The 21,546-nt window shown below is 65.3% G+C and carries 29 protein-coding genes, 2 tRNA genes and 1 pseudogene; 20 read left to right on the forward strand and 12 right to left on the reverse strand.

Annotated elements, in window-relative coordinates; translation table 11 throughout:
- Positions 1–78: 78 nt before the first annotated feature.
- A complete protein-coding gene (locus BRA1253DRAFT_RS36610) occupies positions 79–453 on the reverse strand; it encodes a hypothetical protein (protein WP_007602662.1) in 375 nt (124 codons plus the stop codon).
- 102 nt (positions 454–555) lie between these two features.
- Between BRA1253DRAFT_RS36610 and BRA1253DRAFT_RS44800 the strand changes: the two genes are divergently transcribed.
- Complete coding sequence (locus BRA1253DRAFT_RS44800) at positions 556–720, forward strand: hypothetical protein (protein ID WP_007602663.1); 165 nt, start codon at positions 556–558, stop codon at positions 718–720.
- A gap of 3 nt (positions 721–723) precedes the next feature.
- Here the strand turns inward: BRA1253DRAFT_RS44800 and BRA1253DRAFT_RS36615 are convergent, their stop codons facing one another.
- Positions 724–903, reverse strand: coding sequence for a hypothetical protein (locus BRA1253DRAFT_RS36615; RefSeq protein WP_198288282.1), 180 nt, complete (start codon positions 901–903; stop codon positions 724–726).
- Between the two features lie 246 nt (positions 904–1,149).
- On the opposite strand from BRA1253DRAFT_RS36615, the pseudogene BRA1253DRAFT_RS36620 reads away from it, so the two are divergent.
- The 4 genes and pseudogenes from BRA1253DRAFT_RS36620 to BRA1253DRAFT_RS36635 all read left to right on the forward strand — a co-directional run bounded on the left by BRA1253DRAFT_RS36620 (position 1,150) and on the right by BRA1253DRAFT_RS36635 (position 5,049).
- Positions 1,150–2,846 (forward strand): annotated as a pseudogene (locus tag BRA1253DRAFT_RS36620) (methyl-accepting chemotaxis protein).
- Positions 2,847–3,093: 247 nt separating this feature from the next.
- Positions 3,094–3,813, forward strand: a complete 720-nt coding sequence (locus BRA1253DRAFT_RS36625) for a bifunctional 2-polyprenyl-6-hydroxyphenol methylase/3-demethylubiquinol 3-O-methyltransferase UbiG (protein WP_007602670.1) — start codon at positions 3,094–3,096, stop codon at positions 3,811–3,813.
- 79 nt (positions 3,814–3,892) lie between these two features.
- Complete coding sequence (locus BRA1253DRAFT_RS36630; RefSeq protein ID WP_007602676.1) at positions 3,893–4,576, forward strand: class I SAM-dependent methyltransferase; 684 nt, start codon at positions 3,893–3,895, stop codon at positions 4,574–4,576.
- Positions 4,577–4,635: 59 nt separating this feature from the next.
- Complete coding sequence (locus BRA1253DRAFT_RS36635) at positions 4,636–5,049, forward strand: GFA family protein (protein WP_007602677.1); 414 nt, start codon at positions 4,636–4,638, stop codon at positions 5,047–5,049.
- Positions 5,050–5,066: 17 nt separating this feature from the next.
- Here the strand turns inward: BRA1253DRAFT_RS36635 and BRA1253DRAFT_RS36640 are convergent.
- Both BRA1253DRAFT_RS36640 and BRA1253DRAFT_RS36645 read right to left on the reverse strand, forming a co-directional pair.
- A tRNA-Thr gene (locus BRA1253DRAFT_RS36640) sits at positions 5,067–5,141 on the reverse strand.
- 165 nt (positions 5,142–5,306) lie between these two features.
- Positions 5,307–5,807, reverse strand: a complete 501-nt coding sequence (locus tag BRA1253DRAFT_RS36645) for a hypothetical protein (protein WP_007602678.1) — start codon at positions 5,805–5,807, stop codon at positions 5,307–5,309.
- A gap of 283 nt (positions 5,808–6,090) precedes the next feature.
- On the opposite strand from BRA1253DRAFT_RS36645, the gene BRA1253DRAFT_RS36650 reads away from it, so the two are divergent.
- Together BRA1253DRAFT_RS36650 and BRA1253DRAFT_RS36655 are read left to right on the forward strand one after the other, a co-directional pair.
- Positions 6,091–6,576 carry a hypothetical protein gene (locus tag BRA1253DRAFT_RS36650; protein WP_007602679.1) on the forward strand — a complete coding sequence of 162 codons (486 nt, stop codon included), beginning with the start codon at positions 6,091–6,093 and terminating at the stop codon, positions 6,574–6,576.
- A 43-nt stretch (positions 6,577–6,619) separates the two neighbouring features.
- The gene (locus tag BRA1253DRAFT_RS36655) at positions 6,620–7,147 is read left to right on the forward strand and encodes a hypothetical protein (RefSeq protein WP_007602680.1); all 528 of its coding nucleotides are present in this window, start codon (positions 6,620–6,622) and stop codon (positions 7,145–7,147) included.
- 61 nt (positions 7,148–7,208) lie between these two features.
- Here BRA1253DRAFT_RS36655 and rlmB read toward each other — a convergent pair whose 3' ends face one another.
- Entirely contained in the window at positions 7,209–8,039 is an 831-nt protein-coding gene (gene rlmB, locus BRA1253DRAFT_RS36660; protein WP_007602681.1) for a 23S rRNA (guanosine(2251)-2'-O)-methyltransferase RlmB, read from the reverse strand.
- A 206-nt stretch (positions 8,040–8,245) separates the two neighbouring features.
- On the opposite strand from rlmB, the gene BRA1253DRAFT_RS36665 reads away from it, so the two are divergent.
- Both BRA1253DRAFT_RS36665 and BRA1253DRAFT_RS36670 read left to right on the forward strand, forming a co-directional pair.
- Positions 8,246–8,331 (forward strand) — tRNA-Tyr (locus BRA1253DRAFT_RS36665).
- Between the two features lie 123 nt (positions 8,332–8,454).
- Positions 8,455–9,291, forward strand: a complete 837-nt coding sequence (locus tag BRA1253DRAFT_RS36670) for a metallophosphoesterase (RefSeq protein WP_007602684.1) — start codon at positions 8,455–8,457, stop codon at positions 9,289–9,291.
- Here BRA1253DRAFT_RS36670 and BRA1253DRAFT_RS36675 read toward each other — a convergent pair.
- Positions 9,288–9,503 (reverse strand): hypothetical protein, encoded by a 216-nt coding sequence (locus tag BRA1253DRAFT_RS36675; RefSeq protein WP_007602685.1) that lies wholly within the window; start codon positions 9,501–9,503, stop codon positions 9,288–9,290. The two genes, BRA1253DRAFT_RS36670 and BRA1253DRAFT_RS36675, sit on opposite strands and share 4 nt — an antisense overlap.
- A gap of 124 nt (positions 9,504–9,627) precedes the next feature.
- Between BRA1253DRAFT_RS36675 and BRA1253DRAFT_RS36680 the strand changes: the two genes are divergently transcribed.
- Complete coding sequence (locus tag BRA1253DRAFT_RS36680; protein ID WP_007602686.1) at positions 9,628–10,014, forward strand: hypothetical protein; 387 nt, start codon at positions 9,628–9,630, stop codon at positions 10,012–10,014.
- Positions 10,015–10,108: 94 nt separating this feature from the next.
- On the opposite strand, the gene BRA1253DRAFT_RS36685 is transcribed toward BRA1253DRAFT_RS36680, so the two are convergent.
- The 6 genes from BRA1253DRAFT_RS36685 to BRA1253DRAFT_RS40615 form a co-directional block, all read right to left on the reverse strand.
- Positions 10,109–10,483 carry a hypothetical protein gene (locus BRA1253DRAFT_RS36685; protein ID WP_007602688.1) on the reverse strand — a complete coding sequence of 125 codons (375 nt, stop codon included), beginning with the start codon at positions 10,481–10,483 and terminating at the stop codon, positions 10,109–10,111.
- 63 nt (positions 10,484–10,546) lie between these two features.
- Entirely contained in the window at positions 10,547–11,287 is a 741-nt protein-coding gene (locus BRA1253DRAFT_RS36690) for a hypothetical protein (protein WP_007602689.1), read from the reverse strand.
- Positions 11,284–11,601 (reverse strand): hypothetical protein, encoded by a 318-nt coding sequence (locus BRA1253DRAFT_RS36695; protein WP_007602690.1) that lies wholly within the window; start codon positions 11,599–11,601, stop codon positions 11,284–11,286. Before BRA1253DRAFT_RS36695 ends, BRA1253DRAFT_RS36690 begins: the two co-directional genes overlap by 4 nt.
- A 155-nt stretch (positions 11,602–11,756) precedes the next feature.
- Positions 11,757–12,038: a hypothetical protein gene (locus BRA1253DRAFT_RS36700; RefSeq protein ID WP_007602691.1), complete on the reverse strand. Its 282-nt coding sequence runs from the start codon at positions 12,036–12,038 to the stop codon at positions 11,757–11,759.
- Positions 12,035–12,355, reverse strand: a complete 321-nt coding sequence (locus BRA1253DRAFT_RS36705; protein ID WP_007602705.1) for a hypothetical protein — start codon at positions 12,353–12,355, stop codon at positions 12,035–12,037. The genes BRA1253DRAFT_RS36700 and BRA1253DRAFT_RS36705 overlap by 4 nt, the downstream gene beginning before the upstream one ends.
- On the reverse strand, positions 12,355–13,755 hold the full coding sequence (locus BRA1253DRAFT_RS40615; protein WP_007602706.1) for an AAA family ATPase: 1,401 nt from the start codon (positions 13,753–13,755) through the stop codon (positions 12,355–12,357). Before BRA1253DRAFT_RS40615 ends, BRA1253DRAFT_RS36705 begins: the two co-directional genes overlap by 1 nt.
- Before the next feature lie 189 nt (positions 13,756–13,944).
- On the opposite strand from BRA1253DRAFT_RS40615, the gene BRA1253DRAFT_RS40620 reads away from it, so the two are divergent.
- The 10 genes from BRA1253DRAFT_RS40620 to BRA1253DRAFT_RS36750 all read left to right on the forward strand — a co-directional run bounded on the left by BRA1253DRAFT_RS40620 (position 13,945) and on the right by BRA1253DRAFT_RS36750 (position 21,121).
- Positions 13,945–14,436, forward strand: coding sequence for a hypothetical protein (locus tag BRA1253DRAFT_RS40620; protein WP_007602707.1), 492 nt, complete (start codon positions 13,945–13,947; stop codon positions 14,434–14,436).
- 252 nt (positions 14,437–14,688) lie between these two features.
- Positions 14,689–16,983: a replication initiation protein gene (locus BRA1253DRAFT_RS36720; RefSeq protein WP_007602708.1), complete on the forward strand. Its 2,295-nt coding sequence runs from the start codon at positions 14,689–14,691 to the stop codon at positions 16,981–16,983.
- A gap of 271 nt (positions 16,984–17,254) precedes the next feature.
- A complete protein-coding gene (locus tag BRA1253DRAFT_RS36725; RefSeq protein ID WP_007602709.1) occupies positions 17,255–17,722 on the forward strand; it encodes a hypothetical protein in 468 nt (155 codons plus the stop codon).
- Between the two features lie 364 nt (positions 17,723–18,086).
- Positions 18,087–18,314, forward strand: coding sequence for a hypothetical protein (locus tag BRA1253DRAFT_RS36730; protein WP_007602710.1), 228 nt, complete (start codon positions 18,087–18,089; stop codon positions 18,312–18,314).
- Entirely contained in the window at positions 18,311–18,460 is a 150-nt protein-coding gene (locus BRA1253DRAFT_RS44065; RefSeq protein ID WP_007602711.1) for a hypothetical protein, read from the forward strand. The genes BRA1253DRAFT_RS36730 and BRA1253DRAFT_RS44065 overlap by 4 nt, the downstream gene beginning before the upstream one ends.
- Before the next feature lie 154 nt (positions 18,461–18,614).
- Entirely contained in the window at positions 18,615–19,271 is a 657-nt protein-coding gene (locus tag BRA1253DRAFT_RS36735) for a hypothetical protein (protein ID WP_007602712.1), read from the forward strand.
- Between the two features lie 26 nt (positions 19,272–19,297).
- A complete protein-coding gene (locus tag BRA1253DRAFT_RS36740; RefSeq protein ID WP_007602713.1) occupies positions 19,298–19,555 on the forward strand; it encodes a hypothetical protein in 258 nt (85 codons plus the stop codon).
- A 2-nt stretch (positions 19,556–19,557) separates the two neighbouring features.
- Positions 19,558–19,779, forward strand: a complete 222-nt coding sequence (locus tag BRA1253DRAFT_RS36745; protein ID WP_007602714.1) for a hypothetical protein — start codon at positions 19,558–19,560, stop codon at positions 19,777–19,779.
- A complete protein-coding gene (locus BRA1253DRAFT_RS45955) occupies positions 19,776–19,907 on the forward strand; it encodes a hypothetical protein (protein WP_007602716.1) in 132 nt (43 codons plus the stop codon). The genes BRA1253DRAFT_RS36745 and BRA1253DRAFT_RS45955 overlap by 4 nt, the downstream gene beginning before the upstream one ends.
- A 518-nt stretch (positions 19,908–20,425) precedes the next feature.
- Positions 20,426–21,121 (forward strand): hypothetical protein, encoded by a 696-nt coding sequence (locus BRA1253DRAFT_RS36750; protein WP_007602718.1) that lies wholly within the window; start codon positions 20,426–20,428, stop codon positions 21,119–21,121.
- Positions 21,122–21,546: the final 425 nt, after the last annotated feature.

Genomic DNA, 21,546 nt, shown 5'->3' on the forward strand with positions numbered 1-21,546 from the left:
TGGCCCTGTTCGGCGCCTGCGCGGCCAATCTCTGGCTGGTGTGGTCCTGGCTTTAGGCCAGCGACGGGAGATCCGGCTTCACTGGTCAGCCGGTGGACGGGAGGAGGGGTCGCGGATGGCGGCGCGCAGTTTGGTCAGGGTGGCCGCGCAATATTCCTCGCGCTCGCGCTCGAACCGCTCCTGATGCTTGCGGAAATTGGCGATGCGAGCATGCATCTCGGTGCGGACGTCGTGGCTCGCCGCGCGCTGCGGCGGGAGAGGCAAGGGTTGGGGCGGAGCGGCCTGAAGTGGCTCGGTCTCGACGACGGTGTTGGCGGGGACGATCTGCACCGACGCGGCCACTGTCGCCATCGGGATCTCCGGTGGATGCAAGCCATCCTTTTTGCCGGTGACCGATTGGACGAAGGCCATTGTCTGCGCGATCAGCGCGTCGCGTTCCGTGATCCACTTCATGGTGCACCCCTGTCGGGGCTATTCCAGCAAAGCTGGCCGGCCGAATCAAGAAGCTGTTGCGTGGGGGATTGCATATTTTTCCCGGCCGCCCGACAGTGGGGAATGGATGCCAAAGCAGACCATTCAGCCGAAGCCGAGGGCTTGAGGCTCGTCCGCGCGTTCCTCTCGCTGCCGCCCGACAAACGGGCGGAGGTGATCGCGTTCGTTGAGGAGTTGGCCCGCGCCAAACGCCGTCCCGAGGAAGGCGCCGACGTCTCGCCGGGGTGAGGGCTAGCGCTCCCGCGGATTGAGGTTGGGCCGGAACGGAGCCCCGACCACCCGAACCGGCGTCGAAGCGGGCACGTCGATCGCCGCCGTTTCAGCCTGCCGCTTTGCCGGAGCCGGTTCGAACAGCGCAATTGCCGCGGCCAAGGCGCTACAGCACAGCGTCACGGTGGCCAGCAGAAACATGTTTCGGTTTTCTTCCCTGATCCGCATGGGCCGACAACGGAGGACACCGGCGACCGGTTCCGGCATTCCACGCCCGGCTCGCGCCCCGGAATAGGCCGAAGCTTACGCGAAGCTTACGGCGGAAGCCAAAATAGTTAGTTTTCCGTAAGACTACCCGGGACATTTGGCATTAAATCTTAACGTCAGCTGGTTCCAATGCACGGTGCTGGGAATATGCATCGGCAGAAAATCACTGGGGCGGCTGCAATGAGCGTTTTGAACAATCTGAAAATCGTGTGAAAGTCGCGCTGATCGTCGCCGTGATGGGCTTTGCCATGGTCGCCGTCGCCGGCTTCGGCACGCGCGAACTCTCGGCAACTGTCGACGGCTTCGCCGAGCTTTCCGCCGCGCAATCCTCGGCGCTCAACCTGACGCGGGCCCAGCGCCGCGCCGAGACCTATCATGCCGCGCTCTATGCGGTCTTCACCGAGGCGACGGAGGCGGGCAACGCCAACCGCCTCAAGACCGCGACCCAGAACCGCGACGAGATCCGCCAATACCTCGAGGCAGCCGAACAGGACGATCCCGCGCGCGCGAGCCAGATCAAGAGTATCGGCGACCAATTGAAAGCCGTGTTCGCCGGCTGCGATCTGGTGCTGAAGGCAGGCTCGCTCGCGAGCAGCCCGGAAGAGAATGCCAAGGCGGCCGAGCGTGCGCACAAGGAGTGCGATCCGGTGATGGATGCGGCCTTGGGGCGCGTTGCCAAGTTCGTGGGCGAGACCGCAGAGGCGGTCGCCAAGAGCAAGGACGCCATCAACCGCGACGCCAGATCCGCGACCTGGACGGTGATCGGCGTCAGCGCCGGCGGCCTGATCATGGGTATCGCGATCGCGCTGTTCATTGGCCTCAATGCGATGTCACGGCCGATTGCCCGCCTCAAGCTCGCCATGGAGGGCCTTGCCCGCAACGATCTCAAGACCGAAGTGCCCGAGAAGGACCGCCGCGACGAGATCGGCGACATGGCCAGGACGGTCGAAATCTTCAAGACCAACGGGATCGAGGTCGAGCGCCTCAAATCTGCGCAGGTCGAAGTGGAGAAGCAGGCCGCCGATCAGCGCAAGCGCGACATGGTCAACCTTGCCGACGGTTTTGAGCGCGCGGTCGGCGAGATCATCGAGACGGTGGGCTCGGCGTCCACCGAGCTCGAAGCGTCGTCCTCGACGTTGGCCACTACGGCGCAGCGTGCGCAGGAACTGACCTCGGTCGTCGCGGTTGCCTCGGGCGAAGCCACCAGCAACGTGCAGTCGGTCGCGACCGCCACGGAGGAGCTGTCCTCCTCGGTCAACGAGATCAGCCGGCAGGTGCAGGAATCCGCGCGGATGGCGGGCGAGGCCGTCACCCAGGCCCGCACCACGACGGTGCGCGTCAGCGAGCTCTCGGTTGCGGCGACGCGCATCGGCGACGTCGTCGAGCTGATCAACACCATTGCCGGCCAGACCAACCTCCTGGCGCTCAACGCCACGATCGAGGCGGCACGTGCCGGCGAGGCCGGCCGCGGCTTCGCCGTCGTCGCCGCCGAGGTGAAGACGCTGGCCGAGCAGACCGCGAAAGCGACCGGCGAGATCAGCCAGCAGATTTCCGGTATCCAGACCGCGACCCAGGAATCCGTCAACGCGATCCGCGACATCTCCGCGACGATCGAGCGGCTCTCGGAAGTGTCGTCGACCATTGCCGCGGCCGTCGAGGAGCAGGGCGCCGCGACCCAGGAGATCTCGCGCAACGTGCAGCAGGCCGCCCACGGCACCCAGCAGGTCTCCACCAACATCGCCGACGTGCAGCGCGGTGCAGCCGAGACCGGCTCGGCCTCCTCGCAGGTGCTTTCCACCGCCAAGATGCTGGCGACCGACAGCAACCGGCTGAAGGATGAGGTCGGGAAATTCCTCCACACGGTGCGCGCCGCCTGAGTCCGGCGCGGCGGCTTCGTCCGCCGCGCTGCGCACTCATCGCGCCAGCAGAAATCCCATTGCGAATGCGAACAGCACGGCCGTCATGACGACGGCCGCCGTCGCGCCGGCGGCGATCCTGGCCTTCTCTTTGACGGTGGGGCGCATCGGTCCTGCAATCTACCTCATGTTGAACTCTGATCCAATCTATGGTCAGTAGCCGCGCCCGCGACACGCGCGGCCAACATGCATTCCGGAAGGTCGATCCATGAACGAGGATGTCAGCGACGGCTGGGCCGCGTCCGCGGTCGCCTGGATCGTCGAGCAGGGCGAGGACGGCGACTATGGCCGACGCTTCGTGCTGGACGCGCCGATGCGGGCGCGGATCGAAGGGCGAGGCTTCCGCAATGCGCTCGACGTCGGCTGCGGCGAGGGGCGCTTCTGTCGCATCATGCAGCGCGCCGGTATCCGCACCACTGGCGTCGATCCAACCGAAGCGCTGCTCGCGCGTGCCATGGAGTTAGACCCGCAGGGCGACTATCGGCTCGGCCGAGCCGAGACGATGGATTTCGGCGCGGAGTTCGATCTGGTCGTCAGCTATCTCAGTTTGATAGACATGCCCGATCTCGCTGGATCTGTCGCGAGGATGGTGGCGGCGCTGCGGCCGGGCGGTACGCTCTTGATCGCCAACCTGACCAGCTTCAACACCGCCGGTCCGTCCGAGGGCTGGACACGTGACGGCGAGGGCGTCTTGCGCTTCGTCATCGATCATTACATGGACGAGCGGCCGACCTGGGTGACATGGCGCGGCATTCGCGTCCAGAACTGGCATCGTCCGCTCTCCACCTACATGACGCTGCTGCTCGATCACGGACTCCAGTTGCGCCTGTTCGTTGAGCCGCAGCCTACGGGCGGTGATCCCGACAGAATTGCCCGTCATCGCCGGGTGCCCTTTTTCCACATCATGGAGTGGCAGAAGCCGGCTTGAGGGACGAGGCCTGCGATTTCGGACGCGCAGTTGAACTGCTAGTGTGTTCGCGACGGAATCTTGATTTGAGGTCCGCCCGATGACCGCCAATCGTCCACCCGTGCTCGCCCATGAGCGGTTCGCCGCCGACCGCGACAATTTCGCGGGCCTCGGCCTCGCCGCGCGGTTCGAGCGGATCGAGCAGACCAACCTGTGGGGCGCGGCTAGTTCGGTGTCGGGCCTCGGCTCGGAGGACCCCGCGACCGCAGCGGTCCGCGAGGTGCTTCCTCCACTGCTGCAACGGCTCGGCGCGCGCTCGCTGCTCGATGCGCCCTGCGGGGACGCGGGCTGGATCGGCCGCGTGAGGCTGGATCTCGACTACACCGGCATCGACATCGTTCCGTCGCTGATCGCGGCCAATCGCCAGCGCGTGGCGGGCGGCGAGTTGTCCGGCCGGTTTCTCGTTGCCGACATCACGCGCGATGCACTGCCGCGCGCGGATGTCGTTCTGTGCCGGGACTGCCTGGTGCATTTGAGTTTCGGCAATATCGCCCGCGCCGTCTCGAACTTTCGCGCCAGCGGCGCGCGTTTCCTGCTGGTCACGACGTTTCCCGAATGGGACGACAATCGCGATTGCGAGGACGGCGACTGGCGCGCGCTGAACATGGAGAAGGCGCCGTTCGACTGGCCGGCACCGCGCGAGCTGATCAAGGAGCATTGCGAGGAGGGCGGTGGCGGCTGGCGCGACAAGAGCCTCGGGCTGTGGCGGCTCGATCAATTGTAGCCCGGATTGCGCTGCGCTCCCTCCGAACTAGAGGACCAACGCAGGTGGAGTGAATCCCGATGATCGATGCCCAATGCAGGTGCGGCGCTCTCGCGCTGTCGCTTCCAGGACCTTCCAGCCTCGTCGTTGCCTGCCACTGCATTGACTGCCAGCGTCGAACCGGCGCGCCGTTCGGTGTCGGTGCCTTCTATCCCACGGAGGTTATTACGATCTCGGGAACGTCGAAGGAGTACGTCCGGACAGCCGCAAGCGGCGGCAAAGTCCGCAGCTATTTTTGTCCCGAGTGCGGTTCGACGGTCTATTGGAAGGCGGACAATCTGCCTGCGATGATCGGCGTTGCCGTGGGCGCGATCGCGGATCCGGACTACCCGGCGCCCATCCGCTCGGTTTTCGAGCAGTCGAAACATGCCTGGATGGAAATATCAGGCGCTGAGCACTTCGAGCAAGGCAGCGCACCTAAGCATTCGAAGTGAGCCTTGCGCTCAAAAGCTGGTGCCGGCTGAGGGGATTGAACCCCCGACCTTCGGTTTACAAAACCGCTGCTCTACCGCTGAGCTAAGCCGGCGACGCCTGGAGAAGCGGGCAGGGACCAGCATACGCCGGAGCCGTCCGCCCGTGCGCGCCGCAATACCAGACTTGACCGGAAAGTGCCAGAACCCGCGATGCCCGATGCAGACACGAATCAGGCGGCCCGAAGGCCGCCTGATCTGTCGCGTTCGGTTAAATCGCCTTATTGGCAGATGTGCCGGCGGCCGTCTTCGCCCTTGAACCAGGTGCCGGGCGTGCAGACGAAGCCGTTGCGCTGGGCGTAGGTGCGGGTGTCCCAACCGCGATTGTCCCAGCCGCGGTTATCCCAGCCATTGTCGTAGGCGTAGGCGTCGTTCGTGGCACGGAACGGGGCGGTTGCGATTGCGCCTGCAGTCCCGATGGCTGCGCCGGCCACGCCCGCGGCTGTTCCGACCGCGCCGGCGGCGACGTCGGTCGGCCAGAAGCCGGTGCGGCTCCTGTTCCAGTCGTTATTCCAGTCGCCGTTGTTGGTCTGGCGATAGGACACGCGACGATGCCGATAGCCGCTGTCGGTGTACGGATTTCCCGGTCCGACGTTCTGGCAGTTGGCGTTGGGGAATTGCGCCGCGCAGCGGCCGGGATTGGTGATCACGGCCTGCGCCATGGCAGAGCCCGTCACGAGGGTCGCCGCAATCGCCGTGGCTCCGAGAAGTTTGACGTTCATGATTGTTTGGCTCCCGTTTTGTTGACGGGGGCTAAACGCCGAAGACGCCGGACGTTCCGCTGAAACCGGCGGATTTTCGTGAGCGGCAGTCAAACGGAAGTGAGCACGCCCGATGGTTCCGGACTGCGGGGGCCGGCGGCGTTAACGCTTCGCTAGTTCGCTTTGGCGCATTTGAGCGGCGCGCAATCCTTACACATTAGCCTTACCGGCAATTGGAGAGAGGGCCTTAACCCTCTCTGCGTCGCCATCGGGTAGGTTGTCGCCGGATAAATGGGATCCTCTCATGCGCGCATCTGCGCTCGCCGCCTTTCTGATCGGACTGCCCGCGTCGGCGTTTGCCGGCGGCGGCTTCGATATCGTCGTTCCCGGTCGCCCCGGCGTGCCCATCATCATCAACAACATCGACGCGTCCTATGCCGTGGTCGAGGGGACCTGGGGCTTGGGGAAGAACGTGCAGGTGCAGCCCACGATCTATGGCGGACGCTATGTCGCCGAGCGCCAGCCTACCGACGTCGGCCATTACTACCCGACACTGGGCCTGCGGCCCGGCTATGGCCGGCTCGAGGTCGAGCCGCCCGCTAACCGCAAATTGCCCAAGCCCGCCGAGAGCTATCACCAAAGCTGGGGCGCGCAATCGGCGCCGCTGCCGCCGCAGATGGACGTGCCCGTCAATCCGCCGCCGGTGATCCTCGCGCCTGAGATCAACGACTATCCGCGGCGTCCTCGGCCGCGGCCGCGTGCAGAGATGCCCGGCAGACCGCCGGGTTAAGAAACGACAAAATCCAAAAAACGGAAATCAACAGGAGAGAGTAATGCGTCAGATGATTTCGGGACTGGTCGCGGCGGCTGCCGTGATGTTCATCGGGGCTGCGCCCGCCGCGGCCTGCGGCTTCGATCCGTGCCAGCCGGTTGCGCCGGTCTATTCCGGCTGCAACACCGGCTGCGGCGGTTATGGGGCCGGTTATGGCTACGGCTATGGCGCCTATGAGCGTCTCGCCGAGCCCACCACGCAATATTATCACGTCAACCAGGGCCCGACCTACACTGGCCCGGGCGCCTTCGCGCCGTATCCGACCTACCGTGAAGACGCGGTGGTTGCGCCCGCCAATTACGGCTACGGCCGTGGCTATGGGCACGGCTATGGCTATCGCGCCGCCGCGGTCGAAGCCCCGGCCGCCTATCCCTACCGCCGCCCGTATTACCGTCCGTATCGCTACGGCTACGGCCCGCGCGCCGGCTATCTGCCGCGCACGCATTACGGCTACGGTCCGCGCTACGGCTACGCCCCGCGCCATGTGCCGTACTACGGCGGCCACCGCGTGCTGCGTCGCTATTACTGATCGCTTGATCGGTTAAACCAACGAGACGCCCGTCCGCGATGCGGACGGGCGTTTTGTTTTGTTACCGCTTCATCAGCCCGAGCCGGCTGGCGCCGACATAGAGCGAGAGCACGGCGGCATTCGAGACGTTGAGGCTCTTGATCTCGCCGGGCATGTCGAGCCGCGCCACGACGCTGCAGGTCTCGCGCGTCAATTGCCGCAGGCCCTTGCCTTCGGCACCCAGCACCAGGGCGAGCGGCTCGCGCAGGGTGACCTCGGAGAGATCCGCGCTGCCTTCACTGTCCAGTCCGACGGTCTGGAAGCCGAGCTCGTTCAGCGTGGTCAGTGCGCGGGCGAGGTTTTGCACCGTCACCATCGGCACCAGCTCCAGCGCGCCGGAGGCGGCCTTGGCCAGCACGCCGGTCGCTTCCGGACTGTGGCGCGCGGTGGTGACGATCGCCTTCACGGCGAACGCCGCAGCCGAGCGCAGGATGGCGCCGACATTGTGCGGATCGGTGATCTGGTCGAGCACCAGCACGATGCCGTCCTGCTCCAAATCCTCGATGTCGGGAGAGGGCAGGGGATCGGCCTCGGCGAGCAGGCCCTGGTGCACGGCGTCGGGCGACAGCAGGCGGTCGATCTCCTGGGGCCGGACGATCTCGGGCGTGATGCGGGTTGCGATGTTCTCGTCCGCCAGACGCCTTGCGGCATTCTCGGTCAGCGTCAGCTTGCGGATCTGCCGCTGGGGGTTGGCGAGCGCCAAGGTGACGGTGTGCCAGCCATAGAGGATGACGGGACCGTCGGTGTCCAAATCGCGATCGCGCCGGGCCGGGCGACCGGCCGATTTTCCGGGCCTGTTGAAGGGCTTAGACCCGCCGCGGGGGCCCCTCGGGTTGAATTTTCGATCCTTCATGGGCTCGCTTGTGTCACGGGTCCCGGAATATGGCAATTTGGGTGGTGTCGGGGGCGATTTTAGCTGTTCGCCTCGGTTGACTTTACCCCATCGCTTCGCCGATAACCGCGCCCGGTCGCGCCCCCATCCGGGCTGTCGCGGCCTTCACGTTCCATGGCCGTCTTCGGTCGCCGGCAAGGTCCGGCCCGATTGTGCTGCCGTCGAGCGGGGGAGTGTCCCGAGTGGCAAAGGGAGCTGACTGTAAATCAGCCGCCTCATGGCTTCGCAGGTTCGAGTCCTGCCTCCCCCACCAGTGAAATCAACGGCTTAGGCCGACGTCCCAAGGACCCGATTTCGCCCCCGATCGGGCCGGGGGGCAGATTCCGTCCAACATTCCGACGTTGCCTCTTGCCGGTGCCGGAGCGATCGTCCCGGCATGAAAATCTTCATCGCATCCGACCTGCACGGCGAGGCATGGTCTCACGGCTACAACGTCCCCGAAGGACTCGATTTCGACGTCGCGGTTTTCGCCGGCGACGTCCACAACGCCTATCGGGCGGTGAGCTGGCTGACCAATCAGCGCGCGCTGTGGGGCAAGGAGGTGCTCTTCGTAGCCGGCAACCACGAGTATTACGGATCCATCCTGGAAGACGCCGCGGCCGAGATCCGCGACCGGGCGCGCCGGACCAACGTGAGGTTTTTGGATGCGACCGAAGTGCCGGTGATCGACGGCGTCCGCTTCCTCGGCTGCACGATGTGGACCGACTACCGCTTCGATGCCGAGAGCCAGGCGCACGGCCTCCACGCCGGACGCTACATGAACGACAACAAATTCATCAGGACTTCGGACGGCGCCGAATTCCCCAAGCCCTTCACGCCCGTCGAGGCCCTCAAGCGCCACTTGGCCGAGCGGCGCTGGCTGACCGACTGCCTTTCGGAGGAGCACGACGGCCCGACCGTGTGCATCACGCACCACGCCCCGCACCCCGGATCGCTGCACCCGCGCTATGAGGAGGAGCCCCTCAACGCGTCGTTCATCAGCGATCTCTCCGACATCATCGTGGAGCACCAGCCGGCGCTCTGGATCCACGGGCATGTCCATGACAGTCACGACTACATCGTGGGAAGCGACGGGGTCGTGAGCGGCGCCGGCGGCGACGGGACTCGCATAGTCTGCAATCCGGCTGGTTATGCCTGGGAGCCGAATACCGGCTTCATTCCCGACTTGGTCGTCGAGATCCCGGAGTGGGCGCCGCGCCCGCGCTTCCGTTAGTCATTGCGCTTCGGCACCCGTCGCCCGCGCAGGAATCCGTGCGAGGCCTTCGCGTAGACGTCGGCGAGCTCCTGTTCGAGCGCGGTGTTCAACACGATCAGCGCGCGCACAGCGTCGACCGGATCGCCGCCGCAGGCCTCGATGGCGTCGCGGACGGCAGCCTCCAGCTCGGCGGCCTGGTCGACGGGTTGCTGCTCGGCGGGGTCGGCCATCGAAGGATTCCTGGATGTGATTTTCGGATGAAGAACCGTCGCGTCATTCATCCGAAAATCACGGCGGTTGACTGTGAAACCATCTTGTTCTCTATTCGTTCTCCGGTCAATTGGAGGCTCGCGTATGGCCGGAAGAAGGTGTGCAGACTGGCGATTTCCCACAGCGAAGCAGCAGCGCGCGGAGGAGACGGCGCGGCGCCTGGCCGAGCTGCAGCGGCGCCGCGCCGGCGTCACCGACGAGGCCGCCTGGTGGGCCTCGGTGCTGGCCGATCCGCGCGCAACGACGTCGCGGCCGCGCGCCGATCGCACGCTCGCCGAGATCAGGTCCGAGGACCTGCGCGTCGAATGCCTGAAGTGCTTCCGGACGGTCGAGATAACGCGGGCGGAGGCGCTGCAGCTCTTCGATCCCGGCTCACTGTGGAAGGCGGTCGCGTTGCGACTCCTCGCCGACGGCTGCATGCACCGGACCGGGCGTCACGAGGAGGACGGGTGCTGGCCGGACTTGCGCTGACGGTCGAATGAACATCGAGCCACGGAATCGATCAGCGCAAATGCACCAGCGCAGGCAAACACGGAGACGATGAAGATGCCGACAATCGCGTCCATCACGTGCGCTCCGCCTGATTGTACGGATCGATGTAGCTGTAGAGCTCGCGAACGGGCCCGTAGTCACCGCGGCGGATGATCTCGGTGCGCAGCTGACCTTCGAGGCTGGTCGTGAAGCGGTACGTCGTGTCGCCGATCTTGACGATGGCTTCTCCGTCGACGTTTAGCCTGTCCAAGATCTCCTCAATCTTGGTGCGCGGCTTGGCCCGCCGTTCCGCCATAAGTGCGGCCAGCTCGTGGAGCGCCTTCTCGATCGCAGGATAAGACCGAGGCTCCGGCATGAATCCTTCGTCCACGTTGCACGTCATGGCGTCGATCTCCGCGGCGGGCGGCGGCGTCATCGAGCTGCTGTCGAACAGGCGGCGGTCGGCCATGGTCTCAAATTCCTTATCGAGGTCTCAAATCTCTTAGATTCAGGGGGCGAGGTCCCAGATTCATTACCCGGCCATTTCGCTCTCGACGATCTGGCACAGGAAGTCGCACGCCGGAGCGACTGGATTCGTGGTCGGCTGATCAGCCGGGATCTCGTCGATGAAGCGCCGTTCTCCATCGATCTTGCAGAGGCGCACGTTCAATCGCCTGGAGAGTTCGACCATCCGCTCGAATTCGGCCGGGAACTGCCTGCGCACCAACGCCCAGTAGGCCGGGCTCTGCGCCTTCACGCAGGGAATGCAGTTGTTGTTGTGGAATCCTAAGCCGTACATCGCCGGAAGCTCGATGCCAGCGTTCTGGATCATGGCCAGCGTACCGGCCTTCGTGATGCCGCGGTCGATCAGCGGCGTGCGCACAACCATCTCGGGGTAGTTCAGTCGCATGGCGTCTGCTCGGCGCTTGTCGCCTGCGTCCGCCGTGTAGCCGAAGACGTGAGCGTCGGTCGGCTTCTGAAACACCAGCCTGGGCTCGAATTTTAGGGCGCGAGTGCAGGGCGCTCCGCTGATGCCCGCGAGGTAGCGCTCCTTCTCCCATACGTGCCAGGTGTCCTGGAATTCCATGGAGGACATCTGCATGACCGGCCGATTGAACCAGCGCTGGCAGTCCTGCATGAAGCGCTCGTTGTCCGGATGTTCGGAGCGCGTCGCGCAGTAGGCGACGATGGCGTCCGGATGCTGCTCCAGCGTCAGCTTCGCGGCCACCGCCGATGCAGCCCCGCAGGAGAACCAAACTACGATGCGGCTCATCGCGATCCCACCATCTGCTTTCCGGTCTCGGTCTGGAGCATCTTCGCCATCATCCAGCAACTCCCGGCGGTCGTGCTCGCGATGTAGACGACGGCGGCTGCGGCGATGAGGCCGTAGCTGCCGGTCTCAATCGCTCTCCAAACGCTCGAATAGATCAGGATCTGCGTCACGAACCAGACGCCGTTGCTGGCGACAGACCACTTCGCGTGATGCGCCACATCGCCTGAGTTGCGCGAGCGGCTGACTGCGGTGAACGCCGCGTTCTGGATGAAGCTGACCGCGGCGAGTCCGGCGAGGATGATGACGGTGTTCATGCGTAGAGCATCCCCGACGCCCCGGCGAAACGGAAGCGCCGCGTGAGGCGGGCATGGAAGAATTTTAGGAAGGCGGTCGCAAGCGAGCTATGGCACCGTGCGACAGGGTGCGATAGCTCGGAGCGAGCGCGCGAAGACCCGCGCCTTTTGGATACCTAAGGCGTTTTAGCTTCCCTCTCCAGCCACCAGAGCCCGTCCTCGCACAGCGCCCAGCGGAGGCCGGCGTCGATCCAGAGGATCACATCCGTCCGGATCACGCCCTTGCGGCTCTCCGGGCTTCCGATGATCACCGCTTCGGGTAGCGAGAACGAAGGCGCGAAGGACCAGGCGTAGATCCTCCGCTGCCGGACGCGCATGTCGATCTCGTCTGGCGTCGGCCGCCATCCGGTCTGCAGGCGCTCCAGCAGTCGCGCCACATGCTCTTCGTCGCCGCTCATAGCTCGACCCCGTCGATCGGAATCTCGGTGCCCTCCGGCTCGCCGAGATTCCAGAGCCGCGTCAACGTCCGCGCCCACCGCCCCTTGCGGTCGAGCCAAACGATCTCGCCGGTGGTAGTCGGCTTTCCATCCGGAACGCGTGGATGTCCGAACGGGAGTCCACACAGCGTCAGGGCATACCCGCCGTCAGGCGCCCTCGTTATCCCAGGTGCCCATTGCTCGAGCCTTGGCGCGGCCGCGAGCACATCGGCCGCCGGCTGCTCGCCGCGCAGGTAGCTCTCGACGTCGTTCCGCAGCAGCTTCTCTTCCAATGACATCAGTGCCTCCGTGCGCACATGTCGCGCGCCTCCAGGGTCGCGCCGACCAGGCGCTGCAGCTTTCGCATGCTGAAGCGCTCCGGCGCCCAGGCCCTGCCGATGATCTCCAGCTCGTCCGCGGCGAGCGGCTCGTCGTGTGCGCGCGCATCGTCCTCGGCCGCGAGGTCGCGCATCACCAGCGCCGCCAGCCGCGGCAGGTGCGCCAGCGTGGGCGCCGGGATCTTGATGGCCCGGAATCGGTCGCGCAGCTGCGAGGGCAGGCGCTCGACCGAGTTGGCCGTGGCCAGGTGGATCACGTAGGACAGGTCGAGTTCGGCGTCGATGCCGCTCTCCGGGTGCCTGCGCGACGTCTCGCGCTCCAGGAACGGCGTCATCGCCGACCATAGATTGCCGTTGTGCGTGCTCTCCGACGCCTTCTCGATCTCGTCGACCAACGCGATCGGGTTCGCGGTCCGCGACGCCAGCACGGCGCGCGCCGGTACGGACGCCTGGGCGCTAGTCCAGCCCTTCGGCGTTCCGCCGTACATGCCATCGAAAGCGCTCGCTGCATCAAAGCGGCTGACGTACATCTGCGGAGAAATCAGCTCGGCGAGCCTCCGGATCAGGCGCGTCTTGCCGGTGCCCGGCTGCGACAACAACAAGCTCGGCTTGATCCTCGCCGGCTCGCCGCTGCGCAGGTCCTGCGTCAGCATCGCCACCTCGCGCCACGCGTGCGGATATTCGTCCTGCAGGCGCTGGCGCACCTCGGCGGCGTCGCGGCAGACGACGAGCGGCAGCGGTTCGTCGCGCAGATCCTTCCACGCCTGCGGCAGGCCTTTTTCCTCGGCGCGGTCCTTGGGCATCACGATGACGGTCGGTGCGGCCGTCGCCGGTTCTGTCAACTCGGGCTGTTCGTCGGCGTCCTCCTGCGTTCGGTGACGGTCATGGATCTCGTCCTTATCCGCCAGCCGGGCGGTGATCGCGAAAATCGAGTCCTTGTGGTCGCCCCACTTTCCGGCGGCGGCCTCCCACCACAGGTGCAGGCGGGCGCGCAGGAGGTTTTCCTCCGCCGGGTTCGTGATGACGGAGCGGTGCCGCAGCGACCAGGCGAGCTGGGGCAGCACGGCGTTGAACGTGTCCGGACGGCGCGGGTCGCACAGCATCATCTGCCACGCCAGCGCCAGCTCACCGCACCGTTCGCGCTCCTGGGCGAACAGCAGGTCCACGTAGCCTCGGATCACGGCAGCTTGCTTCTTGCGGTCGTCGTGCTTCGGCGGATGGCCGATCCCGAGCCGGGCGCACTGAGCCGCCGTCTCGCGGCAGAGCCACTCGAACGCGTCGTCCCAGCGATCGGACTCGAGCAGCTCGACGCATGGCGGCACCGCCGGGACGACACGGTCCAGTTCGTCACTTCGGGTCATCGCTCGTCCTCCTCGGGCCGCGGCGGTGGCGGCGGCGCGCTCTCGGCGCGGTCCTCCTCGACGGTCCGGCGCCAGTAATCTGCCGTAGACGAATCCTTGGTAGGAGCGTATGCCATCGTGTACCAACCTGCCATCATTGGGTCGGTCTGTAGACCACGACGTGTATCATTGCAATGAAAGGTTCCGATCATGGCTAAGGATTCGAAAACAGGTAGCTTCCTCGGGCACGGCCGCCTGCCGCCGCGCCCCTCCGCCGAGGCGCAGAGCGAGGCAAAAGCGAACCGACTCACCCTAAGGATGCATCCGGACATTTTGGAAATTTTGAGCATCCGTGCGGCCGAGCGCGGGGTCTCGCGGTCCCACCTGGTCGAGCAGATATTGGTCGGCATGATGAAGGCCGACCCCCGCAATCCGCGGATGGATGCCGTGGGCAGGATCATCTCGGATGCCGAGACACCGCTCGCGCTTCGCGAGAGGAGCCCCGTGCAACTTGCTGACCGCTGGAGGAAATTCGCGACCGCTCACGAGATCGTGATCGGAGCGCCACCGGCGCAGGATTGGCTCGATGATCCTCGCACCTACTGGAATGGGGTCCCTTATGCCGACCGTGGGCCGGTCGAGCAGGACGAGACCCCCGAGGCGGCGCGCGGCTACGTCCGTCGAAGGCGCAACCTCGACTGAGCCGACAATTCTAGTTTCGTAATCTCGTTTGCAACGATATCAATGACTTAACCGTCAAGCTCTGCAGATCTGACAATTCGAGTCTAGAATTGTCCGAGGCCCGGACGTCGGGGCGACAATTCTAGACTCGAATTGTTGGAACCCGGTGCGGAGCGGCTCAGAGGCTCCCGGGCACACTACGGTGCCGGCTGTGTATTTCGAGTCCTTGCCTGTTGCGCGCGTAGCGGCTATCGTCCAGCCTGGATCGACAGCATGCACACCGCCCAGACCAGCCAGGACCAAGGACTCGCGCCCGCCATCTGCGGTGGCGGCGAAGCGTCGTGCGCCTACTCGCTCGAGGTCCAGGCCATGCTGCAGCCCGAACCGGGCACGCTGGAGCTGCTCGCGCGCGTGGAGGCGAGGCTGGCCGAGATGGCGGATGCCGAACCTGTGCCCGCCGACTGGACCCCGAGCTGGTCATGGAAACGTGGCGAAGAGTGGCAAGGATTCCCCTGGGAGCAGGAGGCGCGCCGTCGCGAGGAGATCGCGCCGACGATCGACCATACGCCGATCGTCACACTCTGGGATAACTTCGGCACCAATGCGCGCACCATGACAGCGCCATTGCGCCCCGAGGAGATCTGGCAGCCCGGCCCCGATCTCCCGGAAACGCGGAGGTCTGCCTGGGTGAAGTGGGACGCCGACTACAAAACCGCCGTGGCCCGCAATATCCTGGCGGCTCAGATCGCGGCCGACGAGCCGCCGAAGCCGAAGAAGGTCAAGAAGGTCAAGAAGGCACCTGCTGGCGGCACGATCAATCATCTGTCGCCTGAGCAGATGGCCGACAAGGCGCACAAGGATTTTGTCGCCGCCGAGTACGCAGCGATCGGCGCGGACAAGAAGAAGCACGCCGAACGCCGGGCGCGGGCGCGCCGCGGCCGGCGCCGCGCCTATGTCGCCCCGACGGAGCACATCCACGCGGACAGGCGCTACGGTCCGATCGACGAGTCCTTCCTCGGCGAAGACGGCGTCAAATATGGCTATCGGACCGACCTCGGTATCGTGGGATTCAAGCTCTGGAGCTCGCGCGTCGCCCAGAACGCGCTCGTTGGCCGCAACAAGCGCGCGGTATTCAGGGCCAAAGAGGCGGGTCTGACGCCGAGCGAGCTGCGCGACTGCTCCCACGTCACCTCCAATGGTGAAGCGGTGCTGTCTCAACTCGTCGTCGACCTCGACCCCGAGGAGGGCTGGCCTACCCTCGAGGCGCTGGGCAGGGACCTGCTTCGGCTGCTCGGTCCGACGCTCTTCCCGACGAAGGTCATCTATCGGTGCGACAAGCGCGGCTGGATCGAGGGGGCGCATGTGCTGTGGCTCCTGCCGCCCGGATCCGAGGTCGGCGTGCGCGGCCGGAGCAAGGACCGGCCCGTCCACTATTTCCGCACGATCCAGAGTGCCCTGATCTGCCATCTGATGCCGCTCGGCGCCGATCCCGGTCACAAAAACTCAGACAAGACCAAGTCGCCGTTGGATCCGCATTTCAGCGTGGCCTGCTGCGAGAATTTTCCGGTCCTCAAGGATTTCAGCGACGGCCTGCCGACGGTCAGCGCCGACCCCCGCGAGATGCGCCGCCGCCAGGCCAAGCGGCAGGGCAAGGACGAGGATGAGCGTAGCGCGTCGGGGAAGCTCTTCGGCGACGTTCTCGAGGTCATCCAGGCCGAGTACCAGATCGCATTCCGCTCCCGCTCGCAGAAATTCCTGAACTCGCTGGCGTCGGCTGATCTGCACGCATCATGGCTCAGAGAGACCGTGACGAAGCGCGTCATGGCGTCCGTCGCTGGCGACAGGAAGGCGGTCGAGCGCGAGCTGGCGAAACAAATCAAGTGGCGCGCCAACAATCCGCCGTCGATGAACTCGCGTCAGTATTGGGGCGAGAACCGCTACCGGGATTCGCTGGCCCACGAGGAAGAGGGCCTCGTCGGCGCCGAGAGTCCAGGGGAGCGCAAGGCTCAGGGCGAGGAACGCCAGCGGTTCGCCGGCACGATCACCCGTACGCTGCAGGGGGCGGGCTCGCGGTTGATCATCCGCGAGCAGGTGGAGCTGTTCGCACGCATCGGTGGCGACATCTCCGACGACGAGGCCGTCGTGCGTTTCGTCATGCTCTCTGGGAAGCGCCAAAAAACGTGCGTGAACAAGTGGTTGCCCGTGATCTTGGCGGATTTTCGCGATGCTTCTGGATATATAGCCAACCCGGATACCGGATCAATCGACCCGACTTCCGTCGCCTCCCAGGCCATCGAGGTCGCCATCGTGCCGGCTCCGGCCACCGTGCTCGTGTCCGATGCCACCGTCGCCAGCGCAGCGGTCGCCACCGGCAACACCGGCCAGCCCCTCGCTGATCCTTCCTGTCGTCCTGCGGAGCCATCGTCGTCGACGCATGCGTGCCGTCGTCTGCCACACCACGTCGGTAGTCCACCCTCGCATTCGTCGACATGGATGCATTGGGGTGGTCGTCGCATCGACATCGACGGCGACGGTGTGGTGCACGCCGACCACGAGACCGTGCAGTAGGCCGACAGCCGCGCGGCCTGACGTCTCCCGACGCGCAGCCATCGCCGGCAATCCCGGCCACTCCTAGAATCTTCTCTCCTCGATGTCTCCCGTAGCGCCGCCGGCTGGTGTCATCGATAGCGCAGCACGCTGTGGGGTCGAACGCACCGCCTGCGGCGCCGTCGTCGCGGAGCCTCCGGCCACATCGTCGTCGCTTCGTCTTTGCAGGCGCAGCCCGTAGAATCCCCATCAGGTGGCCGGGTCAGCCGGCTGACATGTTGTGGAGGCAACGATGACGACCAGAAAGCTCACCCCGGAGGATGTCGACAAGATCGCGGAGCTCGACGACGTGCGTCGCACGCACTTCTTCCGTGACCCCATGCGGCCGGACCCCCGGTTCGTCCGGACGCACCGCCGGGTGACCCCGGAGGAGCGCAAGGCCAAAGGACGGCTCCGGACGGCGCGCTGGCGCTCATCGATGGACCAGCGCAAAGCGCCGACGGCCGAGCAGGTGGCCATGGCCATGGTCGTGGCGCTGACGACCATGCCGAACGTCGGACTCCTCAGCGAAGAGGACGTCGCCATCGTGCGGCGTGCGTTCGCCTATCTGAGGGCGAACGGATTCGACGTCGAGGAGGCGAAGTCGACTCTGCGTCGCATGAGAACTCGTCTCGTTGACCCGCTCGACCGTCAGGGTGAAGAATCAGAATTCTGCGGCCCGCCGATCCGGCCGGACGCGTGGGGGCCGGCGCTGTTCTAGAGTCGATTGGCCCCTAGTCATACTGCCGTTGACTGGCCGGGACGTCGGCGACCATGATCGCTCTCAGGCAGCCGCAAGAAGCCCCGGCTGGATGGGTTGACAAACTGGGCCCGGGAGACCGGGCCTAGTTTTTTGTCGGCCGCACGCGAAGCCGGTGTTGACCTTCGCCGGGGCCGGCGCGATCGTCCAATTGCTGCATGTCGGTCCAACTCGCTCCGCGAGGACAAGCCGCACCTGAAGCCCCGCAGCACTCACCCCCAGTGAGATCCCTGCGGGGCTTCTCGCGTTCTAGGTCTCCGTGGACTCGCACTAGTTCCGCCGCATCGTCACGCGTAACGAATCCGTCATGGCTGAGAGCAGGGCGATGACCGGAGGAGAGCGCGCGCGGAGATTCCGCGAGAAGCGCAGCGTCGTCGCCGCCCCGACGAACGCACAGTTCGACCGTGAGCTGCGGCTCGTCGTGATCGAACACGTCGCCAACGAATCCATGACGCCGGCGAAGGCGTTGGTGCTCGTGCGCGAACGCCTGGCCAAGCGCTTCTCCGTCGAAGGCATCAACCGGGTCATCGCCGCCTACGGAGACCGGTCATGAGCATGATCCGGATCGAGCTCGACAAGGGCGTCGACGGCAAGATGGACAAGATCGGCAAGTCGATCAACAAAGCCCTGGTGCTGACGCTGACGGACGCCGCCGTCTTCCCGAACGAACAGTTCATCCATGCTCTGAAGACCGAATGATCGCCCGGCGCCTTTCACCGTCCGCGAGTCCGGCTAGGGCGTCCGGATCGCGAAGTTCAACGATCCGAAGCCGTTCTCCGAAGCCTACATCCGGCCCAAGCAGTCCGCCTACCTGCAGTTCATCGTCGACAAGAAGACCGAAGGTCAGCGCGGCGTGCGCTACATCGGCGACGCCGGCGCATCCGACAAGCACGTCTGGACGCCCGGCACCCGACCGGGCACGACGCTCGGAGCCGACTACAGCGTCAAGCCGTACCGGTCCAGCTTCGGCGGCATCCCGGATTCGTGGAGCTCGAAGCTTTATCGGGCTTGGAAGACCGGCGTCGCGGCCTCCGGAGGTCTGCCGAAGTCCTCCCGCGGCGGAGTCTTCCTCAGCAACGGGACGGGGAAGACCAAGGGCCTGCCGCTCGGATTCATGGCCAGGCCGAAGCGAACGCCGGCGCTCGACCCCCGCATGCAGCAGCGCGAAGAGCAGCGTCGCCAGTTCAGCCTGGCGCTGCGCCAGCGTGGTCCGGACGGCCGCTTCATCGACACGAAGCGCGGCAGCTTCGAGGGCGACCCCTACTACGTCAAGAAGAAGACCAACAAGAACGGCGTCCGCGGCGGCGGCGAATGGCGCTCGCTGCGCTTCGGCGACCGGCGCGTCCAGAACCGGGGCGTGCCCATGATCCTGCTCGCCTACGAGACCAAGACCCATCACACATGGACTGTGCACCACGAGGTCGTCGACCGCACCAGGGCCATGAACAAGGGCTTCGAGCTCTCGGCCGACGGCTTCGAAGCCCGTTACAACCGGCTGATGGGGCACTGATCATGACGCTCACACCCCGAACCCCCATGACCGCGCTCGACGCGCAGGTCTACGGCCGCATCGGCGCCGTCTCGATGTCGCCCGGCAGCTCGGACAAGCGCTTCCGCCGCCAGCTCAAGGAGCGCGACGTCGTCGCCGGCCTGACCGACGGCGAGCGCCGCATGCTGCACCGGCTGGCCCACAAGTATCGTCGGCAGATCGGCCGCCCGTACGGCGAGATCAAGCCCGAGCCCATCTGGTCCGGCGACCGCCCGACCGAACCCCTGCTGCACGAGGAGACCTGACCATGGACGCACCGAAGATCAGCAACGAGCGCATGCTCGAACTCTTCAAGGCCAAAGACCGCTGGGATGAGCAGAATGGCAACGTCGGACCGCACGGTGCTGCCGTCGCATTCAAGCCCGAGCCGCGCGTGCGCAAGAACCACATGTCGATCCGGCTCGACCGCGACGGCAAGCAGCGCTGGTTTCACGCGACCAAGGGCTGGCGCGGCCTGGTGTTCGCATGATGCCGACACCGTTCCTGATGTGGTCGCGCGCGTCCATCACCGGATGGCTGATGCTCGTCATGGTGACGTTCGACCCGGTGTTCGACAGCATCGAGACCGAGCTGGAGAAGAGAGGAGTCGAGCTGTGACCGAGGCAGAACGCAAAGCACGTGAGACCATCGCCATGCTGTACCGGGCAACCGCGAGAGCGTGCGCGTGATCTCCTGATCGAGGAGAAGGGCGCACCAGCTCGGCTCCCACATCTGCGGCATGGATGGCTCGCCGGCGACGCGCCGAGATGTACGCGCGACACCTGCAGGGCGGATGTCTGCAGCGCCTCAGCGAGCGCATTCGCCAACCTAGCTGTCGTCGGCCGAAACGTGCCGTGGAGCGGCCGGCCCGCCCGCACCACCGAGTTTCGGGGGCGACGAGACGAGCGGAGCGTGAGGCCGGAATGAAAGTCGGACCTGCCATCATTGCCGTCGGAGCATGGAACGCGGCTTAGCTTCACATGAGGCGCACGGCTGCGTGACGGTCACTTCCCGATCGATCAGCTACGATAGATCCGCGGCTTTTCGCGCTATGCTGTTGACCTTCGCCGAACGCGAGGCGATCGTCATACAAGCCTGGGCTTCAAAGCGCGCCGAGGAGCAACGAAGAGGTTTTTATGAAGGCGGTTTTGATTGATCCGACAACCAAGGCGATCAGTGTCATCGATCTGCGCTCGGTCAACTGGGCGACGAACATGTTTTTCGGCGAGAGGCCCACGCCCGCCCTCAAGCTTCCGAGGAGCGAGATCCTGCTCGCTGCTAAATCGAGGGGAGGAGATGCCTTCGTCCTCGGAGGATCCCGGCCCATCGGCGGGCCTGGGCTGATCGTCGGTCGCAAGCTCGAAGCGGGCGAGCGCGCGCCCGCTCTTGTCGATCCAGATCAGGTCGCGCAGATGGTCCGCTGGACGTCCATCGAAGAGCCGGACACAGCAGAGACCCGCACTACGGTGCGAGCGATCGAGATCGACCCGGAGCGGCGCTCGATCGAAGAGTTTTCGATCGCTCCGACGATGCATGCCGTGCTGAGTCGGATGGGCGGCGAGATTAGGCTCCAATTCCGCGCTCCGGGAGGAGATGCTGTATTCGCCGCCGCAGATGCTGCGAGGAACTTTCCGGAGTGGCGGAAGGACGACGCTACGTTCACTGGCCGCTGCATCATCGTTGGCCATGGCTCACGCTCTGGACGCCTCGTGGACGTCGCAGCATCATTGACCAATTTGCGAGAGAGCGTCACGTTTCGAAGTTCAGCCGACAACAGTTGGACCAGCTATGAGTGCGCATCCGAAAACTCGACAGCAGGGCGATCGGATTAGGCTTAAAGATTCAGACAACGATTGTGCGTCCATGAGCCGAGGGCTCGCCACAAGCAGGAGCATACGGTGCTGGGAAGTGATTCCTTTTGCTCGCCGCAGCATCAAGAAGCTTGGATCAGATTCGCAGCTCCTATTGGATGGCTAGAGCGAGAGTCCGTTCAGCATTCGCTTCGCAGGAGGGTCGTCGTTCCTTGCTGACGACGTCGCGCCGGTGTGGACTGCGGGAGCTGGCCAGTGCGCGGAGGATGAAATCACCCCCTGCTTCACGGATGAGACATCGGGTAGCCCGTCGACCACTGAAACGACCACTTCTTTGACCAAGTTCTGATCCCCGCCTGCGTGAGCGAGGCCTTCAGCGAGGGTCGGGGCGCGTTGCGGTAAGCAACCGATGTACCCAGAACCGCGGCCGGTGACGGCGGGATTAT

The organism is Bradyrhizobium sp. WSM1253 (assembly GCF_000244935.1).
Classification (GTDB): domain Bacteria; phylum Pseudomonadota; class Alphaproteobacteria; order Rhizobiales; family Xanthobacteraceae; genus Bradyrhizobium; species Bradyrhizobium canariense.